General features: G+C 70.2%; 15 protein-coding genes and 1 tRNA gene. 6 read left to right on the top strand and 10 right to left on the bottom strand.

What is annotated here, in order from left to right:
* Positions 1 to 64 precede the first annotated feature (64 nt).
* The 5 genes from ABT342_RS06175 to ABT342_RS06155 all read left to right on the top strand — a co-directional run bounded on the left by ABT342_RS06175 (position 65) and on the right by ABT342_RS06155 (position 3,910).
* Positions 65 to 1,030 carry an ABC transporter ATP-binding protein gene (locus ABT342_RS06175; protein WP_351568136.1) on the top strand — a complete coding sequence of 322 codons (966 nt, stop codon included), beginning with the start codon at positions 65 to 67 and terminating at the stop codon, positions 1,028 to 1,030.
* Complete coding sequence (locus ABT342_RS06170) at positions 1,027 to 1,908, top strand: ABC transporter permease (RefSeq protein ID WP_351567706.1); 882 nt, start codon at positions 1,027 to 1,029, stop codon at positions 1,906 to 1,908. The genes ABT342_RS06175 and ABT342_RS06170 overlap by 4 nt, the downstream gene beginning before the upstream one ends.
* Entirely contained in the window at positions 1,905 to 2,816 is a 912-nt protein-coding gene (locus tag ABT342_RS06165) for an ABC transporter ATP-binding protein (protein WP_351567703.1), read from the top strand. Before ABT342_RS06170 ends, ABT342_RS06165 begins: the two co-directional genes overlap by 4 nt.
* Before the next feature lie 20 nt (positions 2,817 to 2,836).
* Complete coding sequence (locus ABT342_RS06160) at positions 2,837 to 3,556, top strand: ABC transporter permease subunit (protein ID WP_351567700.1); 720 nt, start codon at positions 2,837 to 2,839, stop codon at positions 3,554 to 3,556.
* 268 nt (positions 3,557 to 3,824) lie between these two features.
* Positions 3,825 to 3,910: transfer RNA gene (locus tag ABT342_RS06155), tRNA-Ser, on the top strand.
* Between the two features lie 104 nt (positions 3,911 to 4,014).
* Here ABT342_RS06155 and ABT342_RS06150 read toward each other — a convergent pair.
* The 9 genes from ABT342_RS06150 to ABT342_RS06110 all read right to left on the bottom strand — a co-directional run bounded on the left by ABT342_RS06150 (position 4,015) and on the right by ABT342_RS06110 (position 14,072).
* Entirely contained in the window at positions 4,015 to 4,815 is an 801-nt protein-coding gene (locus ABT342_RS06150; RefSeq protein WP_351567697.1) for an HAD family hydrolase, read from the bottom strand.
* Positions 4,812 to 6,089, bottom strand: a complete 1,278-nt coding sequence (gene serS / locus ABT342_RS06145; protein ID WP_351567695.1) for a serine--tRNA ligase — start codon at positions 6,087 to 6,089, stop codon at positions 4,812 to 4,814. Before serS ends, ABT342_RS06150 begins: the two co-directional genes overlap by 4 nt.
* A gap of 618 nt (positions 6,090 to 6,707) precedes the next feature.
* On the bottom strand, positions 6,708 to 7,664 hold the full coding sequence (gene pheA, locus ABT342_RS06140) for a prephenate dehydratase (protein WP_351567694.1): 957 nt from the start codon (positions 7,662 to 7,664) through the stop codon (positions 6,708 to 6,710).
* A gap of 104 nt (positions 7,665 to 7,768) precedes the next feature.
* On the bottom strand, positions 7,769 to 9,001 hold the full coding sequence (gene efeB, locus ABT342_RS06135) for an iron uptake transporter deferrochelatase/peroxidase subunit (RefSeq protein WP_351567691.1): 1,233 nt from the start codon (positions 8,999 to 9,001) through the stop codon (positions 7,769 to 7,771).
* A 15-nt stretch (positions 9,002 to 9,016) separates the two neighbouring features.
* A complete protein-coding gene (locus tag ABT342_RS06130; protein WP_351567688.1) occupies positions 9,017 to 11,095 on the bottom strand; it encodes a copper resistance protein CopC in 2,079 nt (692 codons plus the stop codon).
* Between the two features lie 25 nt (positions 11,096 to 11,120).
* Positions 11,121 to 11,618 (bottom strand): copper chaperone PCu(A)C, encoded by a 498-nt coding sequence (locus ABT342_RS06125; protein WP_351567686.1) that lies wholly within the window; start codon positions 11,616 to 11,618, stop codon positions 11,121 to 11,123.
* Positions 11,615 to 12,283 carry an SCO family protein gene (locus ABT342_RS06120; protein ID WP_351567684.1) on the bottom strand — a complete coding sequence of 223 codons (669 nt, stop codon included), beginning with the start codon at positions 12,281 to 12,283 and terminating at the stop codon, positions 11,615 to 11,617. Before ABT342_RS06120 ends, ABT342_RS06125 begins: the two co-directional genes overlap by 4 nt.
* Before the next feature lie 44 nt (positions 12,284 to 12,327).
* Complete coding sequence (locus ABT342_RS06115; protein ID WP_351567681.1) at positions 12,328 to 13,059, bottom strand: YcnI family copper-binding membrane protein; 732 nt, start codon at positions 13,057 to 13,059, stop codon at positions 12,328 to 12,330.
* Between the two features lie 224 nt (positions 13,060 to 13,283).
* The gene (locus tag ABT342_RS06110) at positions 13,284 to 14,072 is read right to left on the bottom strand and encodes a hypothetical protein (protein ID WP_351567677.1); all 789 of its coding nucleotides are present in this window, start codon (positions 14,070 to 14,072) and stop codon (positions 13,284 to 13,286) included.
* Positions 14,073 to 14,353: 281 nt separating this feature from the next.
* Here ABT342_RS06110 and ABT342_RS06105 point away from each other — a divergent pair, with 281 nt between their 5' ends.
* Entirely contained in the window at positions 14,354 to 14,815 is a 462-nt protein-coding gene (locus ABT342_RS06105; RefSeq protein WP_351567675.1) for an ATP-binding protein, read from the top strand.
* Between the two features lie 61 nt (positions 14,816 to 14,876).
* Here ABT342_RS06105 and ABT342_RS06100 read toward each other — a convergent pair whose 3' ends face one another.
* Entirely contained in the window at positions 14,877 to 16,349 is a 1,473-nt protein-coding gene (locus tag ABT342_RS06100; RefSeq protein WP_351567674.1) for an aminopeptidase P family protein, read from the bottom strand.
* Between the last annotated feature and the right edge of the window lie 132 nt (positions 16,350 to 16,481).

Raw genomic sequence — 16,481 nt, 5'->3', positions numbered from 1 at the left:
TGCGGAACCAGCCGCCAGGGCTGACGTCACGTGTGGTGCGCGCCACTACCGTCGAAGCGTGACTGTGATCCTGACCGAAAGCCTCAGCAAGCGGTTCCCCCGGGTGACCGCGCTTGACCGGCTCTCCCTGGACATCGGGCCCGGCGTGACCGGACTCGTGGGTGCCAACGGGGCCGGCAAGTCCACACTGATCAAGATCCTGCTGGGTCTGTCCCCCGCCACGGAAGGCCGGGCCGAGGTGCTCGGACTCGACGTCGCCACCTCCGGTGCCGCCATCCGCGAGCGCGTCGGCTACATGCCCGAGCACGACTGCCTGCCGCCCGATGTCTCGGCGACCGAGTTCGTCGTCCACATGGCGCGCATGTCCGGACTCCCGCCGACCGCCGCACGCGAGCGCACCGCCGACACCTTGCGCCACGTCGGTCTCTACGAGGAGCGCTACCGCCCCATCGGCGGCTACTCGACCGGCATGAAGCAGCGCGTGAAACTCGCGCAGGCACTGGTCCACGACCCGAAGCTGGTCCTCCTCGACGAGCCGACCAACGGCCTCGACCCGGTCGGCCGCGACGAGATGCTCGGTCTCATCCGACGCGTCCACACCGACTTCGGCATCTCGGTCCTGGTCACCTCACACCTGCTCGGCGAGCTGGAGCGCACCTGCGACCACGTGGTGGTCGTCGACGGCGGCACACTGCTGCGCTCCAGCTCCACCAGCGACTTCACCCAGACCACCACCACCGTCGCCGTCGAGGTCACCGACACCGACGCCCACCCCGACGGGACGGCCGCGCTCCGCGAGGCCCTGACCGCCGCAGGCATCACGCTCTACGAGGGCGTCGAGGAGGGGCTGCCGGGAGCCGGCCGCATCCTGCTGCTGGAAGCGACCGGCGAGGACACGTACGACACCGTGCGCGACACCGTCGCCGAGCTCGGCCTCGGACTCGTACGGATGGAACAGCGCCGTCACCACATCGCGGAGGTCTTCCGCCCGGAGGCAACGGCAAAGCCCATGGAGGTGCCGGCGCGATGAGCACCGAGACGACCCGTATCCACAACATCGGATACCGCAACTACGACGGCCCGCGCCTCGGCCGGGCCTACGCCCGCCGCTCGCTCTACTCGCAGTCGCTGCGCGGCGCCTACGGACTCGGCAGGTCCGCCAAGTCCAAGGTGCTGCCGATGATCCTCTTCGCGGTCATGTGCGTGCCCGCGGCGATCGTCGTCGCCGTCGCGGTGGCGATGAAGGCGAAGGAACTGCCGCTCGACTACACGCGCTACGCGATCTTCACCCAGGCGGTCATCGGCCTCTTCCTGGCGGCCCAGGCGCCCCAGTCCGTCTCGCGGGACCTGCGCTTCAAGACCGTTCCGCTGTATTTCTCGCGCCCCATCGAGCGGGCCGACTACGTTCTCGCCAAGTACGGCGCGATGGCCTCGGCCCTCTTCGTCCTCACTGGCGTCCCGCTGCTGATCCTCTACGTCGGCTCGCTGCTGGCCAAGATGGACTTCGTCGACCAGACCAAGGGATTCGCCCAGGGGCTGGCGTCCGTCGCCCTTCTCTCCCTCCTCTTCGGCGGACTCGGCCTCGTCCTGGCGGCGCTCACCCCGCGCCGCGGCTTCGGAGTCGCCGCCGTCATCGCCACCTTCACCATCAGCTACGGCGCCGTGTTGACGACGCAGGCCATCGCGGACGTGACCGGATCCACCGGAGCGGTCGAGTGGATCGGCCTCTTCTCACCCGTCACGCTCATCGACGGCGTCCAGACCGCCTTCCTCGGCGCGAGCACCTCCTTCCCCAGCGGGAACGGCCCCGGCTACGGCACCGGCGCGGTCTATCTGCTGGTCGTCCTCTCGCTGATCGCCGGCTCGTACGCCGCGCTCATGCGCCGCTACCGAAAGGTCGGGCTGTGACAACCATCGACATCGACCACACCTCTCGCTGGTTCGGCAATGTGGTCGCAGTCAACGACGTGACCATGACCATCGGTCCGGGCGTCACCGGACTCCTCGGCCCGAACGGAGCCGGAAAGTCCACGCTCATCAACATGATGGGTGGTTTTCTCGCCCCCTCCACGGGCAGTGTCACTCTCGACGGGCACCCGATCTGGCGCAACGAATCCGTGTACCGGCAGATCGGCGTCGTGCCCGAGCGCGAGGCGATGTACGACTTCCTGACGGGGCGGGAATTCGTCGTCGCCAACGCCGAACTGCACGGCCTGGGCGGAAAAGAAGCCCAGCGCGCGCTGGCCACGGTGGAGATGGAGTACGCGCAGGATCGCAAGATCGCGACGTACAGCAAGGGAATGCGCCAGCGCGTCAAGATGGCGTCCGCGCTCGTCCACGAGCCGAGCGTGCTGCTCCTCGACGAGCCCTTCAACGGCATGGACCCGCGCCAGCGCATGCAGCTGATGGAGCTGCTGCGGCGGATGGGTGCCGAGGGCCGCACGGTCCTGTTCTCGTCCCACATCCTGGAGGAGGTCGAGCAACTCGCCTCGCACATCGAGGTGATCGTGGCGGGACGGCACGCGGCGAGCGGCGACTTCCGCAAGATCCGCCGGCTGATGACGGACCGGCCGCACCGCTACCTGGTGCGTTCCAGCGACGACCGGGCGCTCGCCGCCGCGCTCATCGCCGACCCGTCGACGGCGGGCATCGAAGTGGATCTGAACGAAGGGGCGTTGCGGATCCAGGCGGTCGACTTCGGGCGGTTCACCGAACTGCTGCCGAAGGTCGCCCGTGCGCACTCCATCCGGCTGCTGACGGTCTCGCCCTCGGACGAGTCCCTCGAGTCGGTCTTCTCGTACCTCGTAGCGGCCTAGGCCTGAAAGGAGCCTTCGACATGTACAACCCGACAGTCGCCCGGCTCACCTACCGGGCCCTCCTCGGCAGGCGCCGGGCCGCGGTCCTCTTCCTTCTCCCGGGACTGCTGCTGCTCATCGCGGCGGCGGTGCGGGCCTTCAACGGAGTCGACGACCAGGTCGCCGCCGACGTCCTGGGCGGATTCGCCCTCGCCACGATGGTGCCGCTGATCGGTGTGATCGCCGGCACCGGAGCGATCGGCCCCGAGATCGACGACGGCTCGATCGTCTATCTGCTCGCCAAGCCGGTGAAGCGCCCGACGATCATCGTCACCAAACTGATCGTGGCGATCGCCGTCACCATGGCCTTCTCCGCGATCCCCACGCTGCTGGCGGGCCTGATCCTCAACGGCAACGGCCAGCAGATCGCGGTGGCGTACATGGTCGCGGCACTGGTCGCCTCGATCGCCTACAGCGCGCTGTTCCTGCTGCTCGGCACGGTCAGCCGCCATGCGGTGGTGATCGGGCTGGTCTACGCGCTGGTGTGGGAGACGCTCTTCGGCAGCCTTGTATCAGGCGCGCGCACCCTGAGCGTGCAGCAGTGGTCGCTGGCGCTCGCCGAGAAGATCGGCGCGGAGGGGATGATCGCCTCGGACGTGGGTCTGCCGGTCGCGGTGGCGCTGCTGGTGGGCGTGACGCTGCTGGCGACGGCGTACGCGGGGCAGAAGCTGCGCCGGCTCACACTGGCCGGCGAGGAGTAGCGGGGGAGGGCGCCGGGGCGCTCCCAGGCTGGGGCGGCCGGAAAATCGGTGGCCCTCAACCGGTCGGCAAGGCAGAGTGGTTGATGCCGAAGCACTACGAGACCGGGGAGGGGCACGGCGATGACCGAGAGTACGAGTAGTCCGTCGAGCTCCCAGCAGGGCGGCGTACGGCCGGTTCCGGAGTAGTTCATCGCACTCCGTGGAACAGGCCGCGCACAGCCGCCAGGGCGGCCGCTTCGAGCGCGCGATTCGCGCGGGTCGCCCTCCCGGAGGATTGGCCGAGTGGTAAGGCACCGGCTTGCTAAGCCGTGGTCGGGGTAACCCCCCGCGCGCGTTCGATCCGCGCATCCTCCGCGAGGCCCTTGGACGGGCCGCAGAAACAGGTTCCCGGCATCCGGGACCCGGTCACCCGGGGAGCCCCCGGGTGACCGCATGACCGGGGGACCGGTGACCGCTGCCTAGGGCAGCAGCTGCTCCAGCACCACCGCGATGCCGTCGTCCTCGTTCGAGGCCGTGATCTCGTGGGACACGGCCTTGAGGGCGTCGTGGGCGTTGGCCATGGCCACGCCGTGGGCGGACCAGGCCAACATGGGGATGTCGTTCGGCATGTCGCCGAAGGCGATCGTCTGGGCGGCCTTCACACCGAGGCGGCGTGCCGCCAGGGACAGGCCGGTCGCCTTGCTCAGGCCGAGCGGGAGGATCTCGACGACCCCGGGGCCGGCCAGCACCACATCCACCAGGCCGCCGACCGTCGCGCGGGCGATACCCGTCAGAGCGTCGTCGTCGAGGTCCGGGTGCTGGATGTAGACCTTGTTGAGCGGAGCGGACAACAGCTCGGTCGGGTCGTCGAAGGAGACGATCGGGAGCGGGCCCTCCTGGACCTGATAGCCGGGGCCGACGATGACCTCGCCTTCGAGGCCGTCCCGGCTCGCGGCCAGGGCGAGCGGACCGACCTCCGCCTCCAGCTTGGAGAGCGCGAGCCCCGCCAGCTGCCGGTCCAGGGTCACCGAGGTCAGCAGCCTGTGCTCGCCCGCGTGATAGACCTGCGCGCCCTGGCCGCACACCGCGAGACCCTCGTAGCCCAGGTCGTCCAGGATGTGCCGGGTCCACGGGACGGCACGGCCCGTGACGATGATGTGCGCCGCGCCCGCCGCCGTGGCGGCGGCGAGCGCGGCGCGCGTGCGCTCCGAGACGGTCTCGTCGGAACGCAGCAGCGTCCCGTCGAGGTCCGTAGCGATCAAGCGGTACGGAAAGCTCACTTGGAGACCGGCTCCAGCACCTCGCGGCCGCCCAGGTACGGACGGAGCACCTCGGGCACCCGCACCGAACCGTCGGCCAGCTGGTGGTTCTCCAGGATCGCCACGATCGTGCGCGGTACGGCGCACAGGGTGCCGTTCAGCGTCGCGAGCGGCTTGACCTTCTTGCCGTCACGCACACGCACCGACAGCCGGCGGGCCTGGAAGCCGTCGCAGTTGGACGCCGACGTCAGCTCGCGGTACTTGCCCTGGGTCGGGATCCACGCCTCGCAGTCGAACTTACGCGAGGCCGACGCGCCCAGGTCGCCGGAGGCGACATCGATCACCTGGAACGGCAGCTCCAGGGAGGTCAGCCACTGCTTCTCCCACTCCAGGAGCCGCCTGTGCTCGTTCTCGGCGTCGTCCGGGTCGACGTACGAGAACATCTCGACCTTGTCGAACTGGTGGACGCGGAAGATGCCGCGCGTGTCCTTGCCGTACGTCCCGGCCTCGCGGCGGAAGCACGGCGAGAAGCCCGCGTACCGCAGCGGGAGCTGTGCCGCGTCCAGGATCTCGTCCATGTGGTACGCCGCGAGCGGCACCTCGGAGGTGCCGACGAGGTAGAGCTCGTCCTTCTCCAGCTGGTACACGTTCTCCGCGGCCTGGCCGAGGAAGCCCGTGCCCTCCATGGCGCGCGGACGGACCAGCGCCGGGGTCAGCATCGGCGTGAAGCCGGCCTCGGTCGCCTGCGCGATCGCCGCGTTGACGAGGGCGAGCTCGAGCAGTGCGCCGACGCCCGTCAGGTAGTAGAAGCGCGAGCCGGACACCTTGGCGCCGCGCTCGACGTCGATGGCGCCCAGCGCCTCGCCCAGCTCCAGGTGGTCCTTCGGCTCGAAGCCCTCGGCTCCGAAGTCACGGATCGTGCCGTGCGTCTCCAGGACGACGAAGTCCTCCTCGCCGCCCACCGGAACGTCGGGGTGGACCAGGTTGCCCAGCTGGAGCAGCAGGCGCTTGGTCTCCTCGTCGGCGTCGTTCTGCTCGGCCTCGGCGGCCTTGACGTCGCTCTTCAGCTGCTCGGCCTTCTTCAGCAGCTCGGTGCGCTCGTCCGGGGACGCCTTGGGGATGAGCTTGCCGAGCGACTTCTGCTCGGAGCGGAGTTCGTCGAAGCGGACGCCGGACGACCTGCGCCGCTCATCGGCGGAGAGCAGGGCGTCGACGAGCGCGACGTCCTCTCCACGGGCGCGCTGGGAGGCGCGAACACGGTCGGGGTCCTCACGGAGCAGGCGAAGGTCAATCACCCCACCAGGCTACCGGTGCGGACTCCCGCCACCCCAGTTGATATTGCTTGCGTGTCAGTTTGCCGGAATTGCCGGAATTAGAAGCGATTGAGGAAATGGCCGGTGAATTCGGGCGGGCACGCGTCAATGGCGGGGATCGTCATCGCCGAAATGGGGCAAGGGGTCACTTCTCGCTTGACCCAGTTTCCTTGCGGGAGGCGCCACTTGATGGCCGCTCGCATTCCGTTGTCCACAGGGGAGAGCTTCGCCCCAAAGTTATCCACAGGGTGTGAGCAAGATCTGTGGACTGCGGAGGAGATCATGACGAAGGCCGTGCGGTGACCGGACGATTCTCCGCCCAAACCCACCGCATGCACTCGTCCGGGTGGGAATTTCTCGCTCCAAAGAGTTGATCAAAGGCATTGATCTGACGCGGGCGACGAGGCTCCCTGTGGACGCATGTGAGGCGACTGGAGCGCTTTGTCGATGATGTCGGCCTGACATGTCGACTTGTCCCCAGGTCGAGAAGCGGCCCTGTGGATAACTTTGTGGACGACTTCCGGGCGCGCGTAAAGTACGCAGGTAGGACCGTCCCGGACCGCCCCGTACGGGCCAGGGCCGGTGAAAGCGAACCCCGGGTTAAGCGCGGCCGTCCTGGCAGCGCGCCAGCCATTCCGCCGCGTCCACGAAATCGGCGTCCGACGTCCCGGGCCGCAGTGTGCGCCCGCCCGCCCGCCCCGGCGCGGTCGCCGGGGCAGCCACGCCCGCCTGCGGATACGAGCCCAGGAACCGCACCTTCGGGCAGATCCGCTTCAGCCCCATCAGCGCCTCGCCGACCCGCCGGTCGGAGACATGGCCCTCGGCGTCGATCGCGAAGCAGTAGTTCCCGATTCCCGCGCCCGTCGGCCGCGACTGGAGCAGCATCAGGTTGACGCCGCGCACGGCGAACTCCTGGAGCAGCTCCAGCAGCGCGCCCGGGTGGTCGTCGCGCTGCCAGATGACCACCGAGGTCTTGTCCGCGCCGGTCGGCGCCGCCGGCCGGGCCGGCCGGCCCACCAGCACGAAACGGGTCTCGGCGTTCTGCGCGTCATGGATCTCGGTGACCAGCGGTTGCAGCCCGTACGTCGCCGCCGCGAACTCGCCCGCGAAAGCCGCGTCGAACCGGCCCTCCTGCACCAGCCGCGCGCCGTCCGCGTTCGACGCCGCCGACTCCCACAGCGCGTCCGGCAGATGGGCGCGCAGCCAGTTGCGTACCTGCGGCTGCGCGACCGGGTGGCCGGTCACCGTCTTCACGTCGGAGAGCTTCGTGCCCGGCCGCACCAGCAGCGCGAAGGTGATCGGCAGCAGCACCTCGCGGTAGATCATCAGCGGCTCGCCGGAGGCCAGCTCGTCGACGGTCGCGGTGACCCCGCCCTCCACCGAGTTCTCGATCGGCACGAGGGCGGCCGCGGCCTCCCCGTTGCGTACGGCGTCGAGCGCGGCCGGGACGGACACCATCGGGACGAGCTCCCGGGTCGCGGCCTCGGGCAGCGTGCGCAGCGCCGCCTCGGTGAACGTGCCCTCGGGGCCGAGATAGGTGAAACGAGTCGCCGACATATCAGCCACCCTAGTGCGACCGCGCCTCACGGGAGTCCGTGGTCCGCCCAGGAGTCCGTGGCCCGCTCACGTTCGCGGCGGCTCGGTTCACGATCGCGCCGCTGCTACGACTCCAGCAGCCGCTGGCCCACGTACTCGCCGTCCTTCGGGCCGCCCGGTGCCGCGAAGAGGCCGCTCGCCTCGTGGCGGATGAACGGGGACAGCGCGTCGCCCCGGTCGAGCTTGCGCTGCACGGGCACGAACCCCTTCAGCGGGTCCGCCTGCCAGCAGATGAAAAGCAGCCCGGCGTCGGGCGTACCGTCTGCGGCCATTCCGTCGTGGAAGGAGTACGGGCGCCGCAGCATCGCCGCTCCGCCGTTCTGTTCCGGAGCGGAAATCCGGGCATGGGCGTTATCAGGAATGACCAGTTTTCCGTCGGCTCCGGTCTTGTTCAGATCGAGCTCGGTCGTTTCGGTGCCGCCTGTCAGCGGGGCGCCGTCCGATTTGCGGCGCCCGATGACCTGCTCCTGCTTCTTCAGGGAAAGCTGTTCCCAGTCGTCGAGCAGCATGCGGATCCGGCGTACGACGGCGTAGGAGCCGCCCGCCATCCACGCGTGTTGGCCACCCGCCGGGACGAAGATCCGCCGGTCGAAGTCGGGCTCGGACGGTTTCGGGTTTCCGGTGCCGTCGACCTGCCCCATCAGATTGCGCGCGGTCATCGGCTGGGCGGTCGCGCCGGGCGAACGGTTGAATCCGTTCATCTGCCAGCGCACCTGGGCCGCATCGCCCGCCGCCTTCTGCACGGTACGCAGCGCGTGGAAGGCGACGAGCGCGTCGTTCGCGCCGATCTGCACCCACAGGTCGCCCTCGGAGCGGCGTGCGTCGAGCTGGTCGGAGGAGAACGCGGGCAGCGGGTCCAGGGCCGTGGGGCGCTGTGCGGTCAGGCCCGTACGGTCGAAGAACGTGCGGCCGAAGCCGAAGGTGAGGGTCAGGGAGGAGGGGCCGGCGTCCAGCGCGACGCCCGCGTCGCCGTCACCGGCGGGCTCTCCGGCCATCAGCCGCTCGGCCACCGCCGACCAGCGGCGCAGCAGCGCGGCCGCTTCCTTGCGGCCCGCGCCCGGAGCCAGGTCGAAGGCGATCAGATGGCCGCGGGACTGCAAGGGCGTGGTGATGCCCGCCTGGTGGTCGCCGCGGAAGGGCTCGGCGGTGGACCCGACCGTGGTCAGCGCGGTCGCCGGGGCGTCGGCGGCAGCGGCGTACGTCGCGGCCCCGCCCACCGCGCCGAGTGCCAGGCCGGTCGCGCCGGCGGCGCCGACCGTGCCGAGCAGCCGCCGCCGGGAGATCTCGATGTCGCTCATTCCACTGCTCACTCGTCAGCCGATCTTCACGTTCTTGTCGATGGTCGTCTGGTCGATGTCGGACGTCCGTACGGTGATCTGGATCTGCCACTCGCCCGGCAGCGGGATCTGGAGGTTGCGCGCGCTCCAGTGCCCGGTCGCGATGCGGTCGGGAACGACCGGCAGCGGTCCGATCTGCTCGGCCTTGAGGGTGAAGGCGACCTTCACCTCGGGGATGTCGAGCGGCCGTCCGTTCGGCCGGTTCACCCACACGTGCAGGGTGTTGGCGCCGGAGCGGCCCGGGTCGATGCTGACGCGGACCGTGCCCTTGCCGTCCTGGGCGCCGCCGGTGTCGAAGGGGAGGGTGAAGTCGATGGGCCGGTCGGGTACGGCGGTGGACGACTGGGCGCCGCCGCCCGCCTTCGCGGCCTCCACTTCCGTGCGGCCCGGCTCGGTCGACGTCAGTACGGTCGTCACGGCGAGCAGGACGACGGCGACGCCCGCCTCCGCCAGTACGGAGCGGCGCAGTCCGGTCCGCTCGGGGTCGGCGTCCCTGATCCGCTTGCGGCGCGCGGTCGCCAGCGCCGCCTTCTGGCGGGCGAGCTGCGCGGCACGCTCGGGGTCGTCGGCATGGGTGGGGCCGGAGGCGGGATCGGTCTCGGGGTCGGCTCCGGGCGCGGCCTCGGGCCCGGTCTCGGGCTCAGTCCTGGGCTCGCGGTTCGGCTCGGTTTCGGCCTCGAGCCCGGACTCGGGGGCGGGCCCGGCTTCGGTCTCGGTTTCGTCTTCGACCGCGAGGTCGACCGCCGAGGCCTCCGCCTCCGGAGTCGTACCTTCCGACAGCCGCGCCGTCCAGCGCCGCGAGATCCACGCGATGCCGACCAGGACGGCGACCAGGCCGATCTTGAGCAGCAGCAGTTGCCCGTACGAGGTGCCGGTCAGCGCCGACCAGGAACCGACCTGGCGCCAGGACTGGTAGAGCCCGGTGAGCGCCAGCACCACGACCGACGCGAAGGCCACCCGAGAGAAGCGGAGGACCGCCGTCCGCTCCAGTGAAGGGGTCCGGTACAGCGCGACGAGCACGGTCACCAGCCCGCCGAGCCAGCCGGCCACGGCGAGCAGATGGAGCACGTCCACGGGCATCGCGATGCCCGGCTGGATACCGGTCGAGGCGTGCTCGGAGAGGGCCCAGGTGGCGGCGATCCCTGCCGCGACGACCGTGCCGCCGACGGCCAGCCCGAAGGTGAGGTCCTGCTTCTCCTTGGCCTTCTCCGCGGCGTTCTCCTCGCCGTTCTCCGGTTCCGGGGTGGTGTCGCGTCGCGCGTACGCCCCGAAGAGGACGGCGACGAACAGCGCCGCCGCGCCGAGCAGTAGCAGCCGCGACACCAGCGCCGCCCCGGTCTTGGTCTCCAGAACGGCCTTGAGCCCGCCGAGGTCGAAGGCGTCGGCCAACTCCCCCGACCCCGTGTAGGGGTTGCGCAGGAGCAGCATCGCCAGCGTCGCCGCGGTGAGGGTCACCCAGCCCTGTACGACCAGCCGTTGCACCGGCCGCGCGCTCGCGCCGCGCGGCCAGCAGGCGAGGACGAACGCGGCGCCGCCGACGAGCACGACGAAGCCCGCGTACGCGGCGTACCGCGCGATCCCGTAGAGCGTGCCGACGAGTCCGCCGCCCGGCTCGCGCTGTTCCTGCTCCAGCACCACCTGGGTCTTCGAGGGCGCGCCGACGGAGAAGGTGAACGCCCCGGCGATCGGATGGCTGTCGGCGGAGACGGCCTGCCAGGCGACGGTGTAGGTGCCGTTCGGAAGGCCCGCGTGCAGCGAGACGCCGTACTTGACGGTGCTCCCGCTGCACAGGTCCTGCAGTTCACCGGTATCGACCCGTTTGCTGCTGGGGTCGAGGACCCGGATCGAGTCGTTCCCCATGGCGACCTGCTCGGAGAAGGTGAGCGTGACGTCCTTGGGCGCGGTGGCCAGCACCGCCCCGTCCTTCGGGTCGCTTCCGGTCAGCGCGGCGTGCGCGTTCGCCGTGCCGGAGAGCACGGTGGCGAGCAGCGCCGCGGTGATCAGCAGCAGCCGCAGCAGAGTCGCTGGTCCGAGGCGCGGGGCGGTGGCTGTCATGGTGTGTCAGTCCCCTGTCGGTCGGTCAGTGCTGCTTGGGGTTGTGGTTCCGTGCTTCCACGGGAAGCTCGACCTTGATCGGGTCGGCCTTCTCGAAGTGGAGCTCGATCGTGACCTTGTCGCCCTGCTTCGGCTGCTGCTTGAGGCCCATGAACATGATGTGGCTGCCGCCGCGTTCGAGTTTCAGCTCACCGTTGGCGGGGATGTCGAAGGACTTCACCTGCCGCATCTTCTGGTCCTTGGTCTCGTGGATCTGGACCTCGGTGGCGATGCCACTGCTGACCGACGTGAGCTTGTCCGCCTCGCCGCCGGTGTTGGTCACGGTGAGGAATCCGCCCGCCATGTCGCCCACGGGCTGAGGCATGAAGGCCCCGCTGACCTTCAGTTCGGGCTTGCCGGAGGACTCGCTGGAGGACTTGCCGGAGGATTCGCCGGCGGGCTTGCCGTCGGAGGACGAGCAGCCCGCCAGCGTCAGTCCCGCGGTGAGAGCTATGGCAGCGAGGGCGGTGGTGCGGCGGTTCACGGGTTCTCCCCCTTGATGATCTTCGGCAGGTCCTTGGCGTAGTCCTCGACGGTGGTCTTCTCCCCGTACAGGACGTAGCCCTGGTCGGTCGTCGGGGAGAAGGCGATCACCTGCGCGCCGTGCATGGAGACGACGGAACCGTCCTTCTCCTTCTTCGCCGGGTCGATGCCGATGCCGAGCTGTCGCGCGCCCGCCTGGATGGTCGGGAAGTCGCCGGTCAGGCCGGTGAAGGACGGATCGCCTGCCGACGGCACCCACTTGGCGAGCTCGGCGGGGGTGTCGCGCTCGGGGTCGGTGGTGACGAAGACGACCTGGAGCTTGTCCTGGTCGGCCTTGGGGAGCTGCTTCTTGGCGATGGCGATATTGCTCAGCGTCAGCGGGCAGACGTCCGGGCAGTGCGTGTAGCCGAAGTAGATCAGCGTCGGCTTGCCCTTGGTGCGCTCGCGGAGGTCGTACGGCTTGCCCGTGGTGTCCGTCAGGACGAGGTTCGGCTTCTCGAACGGGCGGTCGAGGACCGTCGCCGCCTTCTTGTTCATGTCGCCGGAGATGTCGGTGACGTCGCCGGCACCGGTGCCTTCCGCCGTGCCGCCGTCCGTGCCGCAGGCGGAGAGGGTCAGGGCGGCCACCACCGCGAGGGCGGCGGCCGTCAGGGTTTTCTTGCGCATCGAGAGATATTCCAGTCGGTGTGTCGTGTCGTGGGGGGCGGGGGTCAGGCCGAGCGGCGGCGGCCGGCCAGCACGCCGAAGGCGACTCCCGCCACGCCGACGACGATGCCGGCGACGCCCAGGACGCGGGCGGTGGTGTCGGTGCCGTCCGTGGCCGCGGCGGCCTCGGTCTTCTTCTTGTCGTCCGCGTGGTGGTCGTCGGCCGCGCCCTTCGCGCCGCCGCCGTGGTGGTCACCGGTCGCGGCGGACAGCTGGAGTACCGGCGCGGGGCTCTCCGGCTCCGCTGCGCCCTCCTTGGGCTCCTCGATCCAGCGCACGACCTCCTTGTTGTCGTACGTCTGGAGGGCCTTGAAGACGAGCTTGTCGGTGTCCTCGGGGAGCTGTCCGAGCGAGACCGGGAACTGCTGGAACTGACCCGGCCCGATCTTGCCGCCGGCCGAGGTCCACGTGATCTTGGAGGGCGCCTCGGTGATCTGCTTGCCATGGACGGTCAGCGGCTTGGCGAGCTTGGCCTTGGTGACCACGGCCGTCCAGCCGGGTACGGGCTGCGGCATCGCGGAGGCCAGCGGGTGCTCGGCGGGGAGGGTGACCTCGAGCTTCACGGTCGAGGCGTTGTCGCGCTCGTTGGGGACCTTGAAGTTGACCGTGGCGTAACCGCCCTTGGCGGCCTCGCCCTGCGGCTGGACGCTGACGTGCGCGAAGGCGGAGCCGGAGAGCAGCAGTACGGACGAGGCGGCGACGGAGCCGGCGACGGCGAGACGAGCGATGTTGTTCATGGCAGTAGCACTCCATGTGAGTGGGAAGCCGAGCAGGAAGCCGAGCGGGGCCGGGCACGGAGCTGATCGGACCTGATCAGAATCTGATCGTGAACTGACTGACCAGGAAGCTGATCGTGAGCTGACCAGGAAGCGGGGCCGGAGCTGGGCTGGAGCTGGGCTGGAAGGTGATCGGCAGGCGCGCGGGTGCGCGCGGGCAGCACGGCACCACTGAGGGGGCCGCGTCAGGCTGCGAGGGCGTACGCGGCCGGCGGGCCGCGCCTGATCACCGTGTGCTGGAGTGCCCCGCGCGTCGGCGGCGGGGGCGCGTCATGGGAAGTGCGCAGCGGCCGCGCACCGGTCTGCGGCAGCAGCCCGGCGACCCCGGTGAGCAGGGCCCGTACGAGTACGAGGGCGGCGCGCAGCGAACGTACGGCCGCCACGTCGGCGAGCTCGGTCGCGCCGTGCGCCGACAGCCGCGCCAGCCGGAACAGCGCGATCTCGCCGCGCCGCAGCAGCCAGCCGGTCGCGAGCGCGGCCAGCAGATGGCCGAGCAGCATGGGCACACCGGGCACCAGCCCGGCGGCGTCGGCCGCCGGGACACCCGTGGGAGTCGCGTGCGAGCCGTGCGCGATGCTCGCCGGATCGATCCCGGCGCGCGTGACGACCCGATGGGCGTCGGCGGCGGTCAGCGATGCGCCGCCCGCCCCGCACAGGAGCCTCGCGGCCGTCCTGATCAGTGCCTCGTCGGCGTTCGGTGCCACGGCAAGCCGCTGCTGGCCGAGGCCGAAGAGGGAGTGCAGAGCGATCTGCCCGCCCGCGAGGGCGGTGGCGATGACCGGCATCGAGCGCTCGCGCCCGGCGAGCGGCGCCGCCACGGCGAAGACGATCAGGAAGCCCGCCAGGAGAGTCCACCAGGGGACGGCCGCGCAGGCGGCCAGCACATGGCCCAGCGCGGCCAGCACGACGCAGACCGCGGTGAACACCGCGGCCCTCAGCAGCCGTAGACCGCCTCCGGCGTGTGCGTCAGACATGGCCGGGACATCATCGCACTGAGCCTGTCGCCGCCATACGGCAGGTCCGGATGATCACCTTTGCGGCGAACGGCCGCGGCTCTGACGCGGCTCCGCGGCAGTCCTCCCGCGGATATGCCATGGGCATGCGTCGGTCATGTGGCGGACATACACCGGCGTACGCCGTGAGCGCGTCGGCCGAATGAGGGTTAATGCCGCCTCTCGCGTCAACCAGGCGCTTACGAACCCGGTATTGCGGCAATACGTATCGGTATGTCGAGCCGCAGCCAGGAGGCTGGAGCATGAGCATTTGGTGGTCCCTCCATTTGCGGCGCGAGGCCGCGAGCGTGCCGCTCGCCCGTCGTCTCCTGCTCGGCACGATGGAGACCGCGGGCGTCGATCCCGACATCTCCTACGACCTCTCCGTCGCGCTGAGCGAGGCGTGCGCCAATGCCGTCGAGCACGGCGGGGGCGCGGGCGGGGACGCGGAGGCCGGCGCGTCTTCGGAGGCGTACAGGGTGACGGCGTATCTGGACGGCGAGACGTGCCGGATCGAAGTGGCGGACTCCGGGCCGGGGTTTCCCGACCGCCGTCCCGTCGCCCCGCCGGCACCCGTGCTTTCGCAGGAGAGCGGACGCGGACTCTGCCTGATCGAGCAGCTCGCCGACCATGTCCACTTCCGCAACCAGCCGGGGCACGGGGCGGTGGTGAGCTTCGACAAGATGCTGAAGTGGCGGGAGGGCGCCCTGCTCAGAGTCGTCTGAGTGGTCCGAGTGCTCTGAGTGGTCGGAGTCGTCCGAGCAGGGCCCTTGTGTGAGCTGAGCGTCAGCCCTTGAGACCGGCCATCCAGGCCTCGACCTCGTCGGCCTGCCGCGGCAGCGAGTCCGACAGGTTCACGTTGCCGTCCTCCGTGACCAGGATGTCGTCCTCGATCCGCACGCCGATGCCGCGGTACTCCTCCGGGACGGTCAGGTCGTCCGCCTGGAAGTACAGACCGGGCTCGACGGTCAGGCACATGCCCGGCTCCAGCGTGGCCTGGACGTACGCCTCGGTGCGCGCGACCGCGCAGTCGTGCACGTCCATGCCGAGCATGTGGCCGGTGCCGTGGAGCGTCCAGCGGCGCTGCAGGCCGAGCTCCAGGACCTTCTCCACGTCGAGGTCGCCGAGCAGCCCCCACTCGACCAGCTTCGTGGCGAGGACGCGCTGCGCGGCGTCGTGGAAGTCGCGGAACGCGGCGCCCGGCTTGACCGCGGCGATGCCCGCCTCCTGGGCCTCGTACACCGCGTCGTAGATCTTGCGCTGGAGCGCGTTGAAGCGGCCGTTGATCGGCAGCGTCCGGGTGACGTCCGCCGTGTAGAGCTCGGTGGTCTCCACGCCGGCGTCGAGCAGCAGCAGCTCGCCGGAGCGGACCGGGCCGTCGTTGCGCACCCAGTGCAGGGTGGTGGCGTGCGGGCCGGCCGCGCAGATCGAACCGTAGCCGATGTCGTTGCCGTCGACCCGGGCGCGCAGGAAGAACGTGCCTTCGATGTAGCGCTCGCTGGTCTCCTCGGCCTTGTCGAGGACCTTGACGACGTCCTCGAAGCCGAGGGCGGTGGACTCGCAGGCCTTGCGCAGCTCGGCGATCTCGAACTCGTCCTTGACCAGTCGGGCCTCGGAGAGGAAGACGCGCAGCTCCTCGTCGCGCTCGGCGGTGACCTTGTCGGTCAGGGCCGCCTCGACGGTCGTGTCGTGGCCGCGCACCTGACGCACCGGGCCGGTGGCCTCGCGCAGCTGCTCGGGCAGCTCGCGGACGTCCTTCGCCGGGATGCCGAGGCGCTGCTCGGCCTCCGTGAGCGAGTACCGGCGGCCGACCCACAGCTCGCCCTGGCCGTCGAGCCAGAACTCGCCGTTCTCGCGGTTGGAGCGGGGCAGCAGATAGACGGTCGCCTCGTGCGCGTCGCCCTTGGGCTCCAGTACGAGGACGCCGTCCTGGGTCTGGTCACCGGTGAGGTACGCGTACTCGGTGGAGGCGCGGAAGGCGTACTCGGTGTCGTTCGACCGGGTCTTCAGCCGGCCCGCGGGGATGACGAGGCGCTCGCCCGGGAAGCGGGCGGAGAGCGCGGCGCGGCGCCGCGCGGTGTGCGTGGCCTGCGCGATCGGCTCCAGGCCGTGCAGTTCGGTGTCGGCCCATCCGGACTTCATGCTCTGCGCGAGCTCGTCGGACACTCCCGGGTACAGCCCGTTCTTGCGCTGCTTGATCGGCTGCTCTTCCGCCTCTGCTGACTCTTCCGGGGTCTCCGGCATGAGCTCTTCGGCCACGGGTCCGCCTCCTTTTGGTACGACACTGAACCACCTCCATCGTACGGTCGTACGGGAGGGCGGCCAGGGCCGTAAGACCCATGGCGTGAACGGGTCTGATGGTGTTGTTCGTTCGGCCGGCTCGAACCGGAC

The sequence above is a fragment of the Streptomyces sp. NPDC000410 genome (genome assembly GCF_040300305.1).
In the GTDB taxonomy this organism is placed as follows: Bacteria; Actinomycetota; Actinomycetes; order Streptomycetales; family Streptomycetaceae; genus Streptomyces.
This window is presented reverse-complemented; position numbering and strand designations above follow the sequence as displayed.

Excerpts from the sequence above, each read along its gene's own strand:
- ABT342_RS06105 (WP_351567675.1), top strand. The coding sequence starts at position 14,354 with ATGAGCATTTGGTGGTCCCTCCATTTGCGGCGCGAGGCCGCGAGCGTG.
- pheA (WP_351567694.1), bottom strand. The coding sequence starts at position 7,664 with ATGTCGGCGACTCGTTTCACCTATCTCGGCCCCGAGGGCACGTTCACC.
- ABT342_RS06160 (WP_351567700.1), top strand. The coding sequence starts at position 2,837 with ATGTACAACCCGACAGTCGCCCGGCTCACCTACCGGGCCCTCCTCGGC.
- ABT342_RS06170 (WP_351567706.1), top strand. The coding sequence starts at position 1,027 with ATGAGCACCGAGACGACCCGTATCCACAACATCGGATACCGCAACTAC.
- ABT342_RS06115 (WP_351567681.1), bottom strand. The coding sequence starts at position 13,059 with ATGAACAACATCGCTCGTCTCGCCGTCGCCGGCTCCGTCGCCGCCTCG.
- ABT342_RS06130 (WP_351567688.1), bottom strand. The coding sequence starts at position 11,095 with ATGACAGCCACCGCCCCGCGCCTCGGACCAGCGACTCTGCTGCGGCTG.
- efeB (WP_351567691.1), bottom strand. The coding sequence starts at position 9,001 with ATGAGCGACATCGAGATCTCCCGGCGGCGGCTGCTCGGCACGGTCGGC.
- ABT342_RS06120 (WP_351567684.1), bottom strand. The coding sequence starts at position 12,283 with ATGCGCAAGAAAACCCTGACGGCCGCCGCCCTCGCGGTGGTGGCCGCC.
- ABT342_RS06110 (WP_351567677.1), bottom strand. The coding sequence starts at position 14,072 with ATGTCTGACGCACACGCCGGAGGCGGTCTACGGCTGCTGAGGGCCGCG.